Source organism: Nostoc sp. CHAB 5715 (assembly GCF_020829685.1).
Taxonomy (GTDB): Bacteria; Cyanobacteriota; Cyanobacteriia; order Cyanobacteriales; family Nostocaceae; genus Nostoc.
This window is the reverse complement of the sequence record NZ_JAIVFR010000982.1, coordinates 1-2708: the sequence shown is the minus strand read 5'-3', so window position 1 is coordinate 2708 and position 2708 is coordinate 1. Positions and strand designations below refer to the sequence as shown.

Genomic DNA, 2708 nt, shown 5'->3' with positions numbered 1-2708 from the left:
GACTTTCGCTATTAGCAAGGAACTGAAGTTCCTTGCGGGACATGGCTTTTACGTTAAGTTGACACGTATGAGCAATGCGCTTTACCCCTACGATAGATGTGGTTCAAATACATGAAAACTGCTGTAAGTAAAAAGCTTCTATCAAGCAGTACGTTTTGATGCCTAAATCTAAATCCCCGTCACAAAACGTAAGGGTTGGCGTTTGTGACTCCAGGGTTGGCGTTTGTGACTCCAGGGTTGGCGTTTGTGACTCCAGGGTTCGTGTTTGTGACTCCAGGGTTCGTGTTTGTGACTCCAGGGTTCGTGTTTGTGACTCCAGGGTTCGTGTTTGTGACTCCAGGGTTCGTGTTTGTGACTCCAGGGTTCGTGTTTGTGACTCCAGGGTTGGCGTTTGCGACTCCAGGGTTGGCGTTTGTGACTCCAGGGTTGGCGTTTGCGACTCCAGGGTTGGCGTTTGTGACTCCAGGGTTGGCGTTTGCGACTCCAGGGTTGGCGTTTGCGACTCCAGGGTTGGCGTTTGTGACTCCAGGGTTGGCGTTTGCTATATTGGCGATCGCAGATTTTACTGGGAGCTTACTTATGCGTTAAAATTATTTGCTGCCTTTAATAGACATCCAAAAATTAAATTACTCAATTCCTGCATTTAATACGATTATCCGATTTCTTCTCCCCCTGCTCCCTCATTTCCCCCTGCTCCCCCTGCCTGCCTTCACCGATCATTTTTGGGTTAGTTGAGTACTAGGTATAAAGCTGCTTTAACTCTTTCAAATTCAGCCTCTACATAAGACCTCTTGCATAAATCAAAAATAAAGAACCCCACCCCGCATTTGCTGACGCAAACGCTCCCCTCCCCGCTTGCGGGGAGGGGTTGGGGGTGGGGTGTTAGGGACTTTTGCAAGAGGCCTATAGAGTAGCTGATCGCCCCCTAACTGTATACCATCGCTTTTTTATCCGCGATCCTGGTGGAAATGGCATAGAAATAGCGGAATTTACCCAACACAAAACAGACTCTTGACTTTCAAACAAAATATGTGAAACTAATATTTAGACAAACTAAATATTAAAAGTGCATCAAACTCGTGACAACACTTACGGGAAACATTGATTTGTCAAAATCACTTGCTAGTAGCCCTAAAGCAGTGATTTTAGAAACACAAGGACTGACACGTTACTTCGGTAAAGCAGTTGCTGTGGATAATTTGAGTATTACAGTAGAACAAGGTGAAGTCTTTGGCTTACTCGGCCCTAATGGGGCAGGTAAAAGCACAGCCATCAAGATGTTGACTACGCTATTGCCCCTGAGTACAGGCAGAGCAACTATAGCTGGCTATGATGTAACTCATCAGGCTACTGCTGTCAGGCGGCTATTTGGCTATGTACCCCAAGCTCTTTCTGCTGATGGTAGTCTCACAGGTTACGAAAATCTCTTAATCTTTGCCAAGCTATACGATATTCCTGTTAAGCATAGGCAAAGGCGTATTCGAGAAGTTCTAGATTTTATGGGTTTGCAAGCAGCAGCCCATCGTTTAGTACGTAACTACTCTGGTGGCATGATCCGCAAGCTAGAAATTGCCCAATCCATCATGCACCAACCCAAGATTTTGTTTCTTGATGAACCGACTGTAGGGCTAGATCCCATTGCCCGCACTCAGGTATGGCAACTGGTACAACAACTGCGTGCAGATTATGGCACAACCATATTTTTAACTACTCACTTTTTGGAAGAAGCTGATAGTCTGTGTAGCCGAGTGACGATTATGCAGCAAGGCAAAGTTGTGATTACAGGTACACCTAGTGATTTAAAAGCGTCTTTGGGTAAGCCGAATACCACCTTAGATGATGTCTTTATTCATTACACAGGCGATCAATTAACATCAGGAGTTAGCTATCGTGATACAGCCAGAACCAGACGTACATCTGAACGGTTGGGTTAAGGCAAAAGCTACCCGCCGTAGCAATGTGATTTCTACAATTGCTCAGATATTTACGAAAACCCTCGTGATTGCCGAGATGGAAGTGCGGAAACTCCGGCATGATCCCACTGATTTAATAGTCAGAGCTGTACAACCATCACTGTGGCTTCTGATCTTTGGGCAAGTATTTTCCCGCATTCGGGCAATTCCTACAGGTGACTTACCTTATCTAGACTTCATGACTCCCGGCATTCTGGCACAGAGCGTGTTATTTGTCGCTATTTTTACAGGTGGGATGACGCTGATCTGGGAGCGAGATTTAGGAGTTGTGCATAAATTCTTGGCTAGTCCAACACCTAGAGTGGCGATGGTGTTAGGTAAATCGTTAGCCTGTGGAGTACGATGTTTATCACAGGTATTTGTTATTTACGTATTAGCACTAGTGTTAGGTGTCAAACTTAATCTTCATCCTTTGGCTTTTATCCAAGTGCTATTAATTGTCATGTTGGGAGCAGGTTGTTTTTGCACTTTTTCCTTAATCATTGGCTGTCTGGTGAAAACCAGAGAACGGATGACAGGAATTGGACAGTTGTTAACTATGCCGTTGTTTTTTGCTAGTAATGCTATCTATCCCATTTCCATGATGCCCAACTGGTTAAAGTTTCTACCCTATGTGAATCCTTTGACTTATGAAGTGGAGGCACTACGCGGAACGATGTTAGCAAATGGAAGGAGTATCTATAGCTTTGGTTGGGACGGTACAATTCTCTTGTTAACATACATAGGCTTAACATT

4 protein-coding genes are annotated in these 2708 nt (G+C 44.6%); all 4 read left to right on the top strand.

What is annotated here, in order from left to right; all coding sequences use genetic code 11:
• Window positions 1–267 precede the first annotated feature (267 nt).
• Window positions 268–588 carry a hypothetical protein gene (locus LC574_RS34725; protein WP_229458157.1) on the top strand — a complete coding sequence of 107 codons (321 nt, stop codon included), beginning with the start codon at window positions 268–270 and terminating at the stop codon, window positions 586–588.
• A gap of 304 nt (window positions 589–892) precedes the next feature.
• Entirely contained in the window at window positions 893–1015 is a 123-nt protein-coding gene (locus LC574_RS38385; protein WP_267871780.1) for a hypothetical protein, read from the top strand.
• A 64-nt stretch (window positions 1016–1079) separates the two neighbouring features.
• Window positions 1080–1934 carry an ATP-binding cassette domain-containing protein gene (locus tag LC574_RS34720; RefSeq protein ID WP_229458155.1) on the top strand — a complete coding sequence of 285 codons (855 nt, stop codon included), beginning with the start codon at window positions 1080–1082 and terminating at the stop codon, window positions 1932–1934.
• Window positions 1891–2708, top strand: an 818-nt coding sequence (locus LC574_RS34715) for an ABC transporter permease (RefSeq protein ID WP_229458153.1), incomplete at its 3' end; no start/stop codon positions are given. The genes LC574_RS34720 and LC574_RS34715, both read left to right, overlap by 44 nt.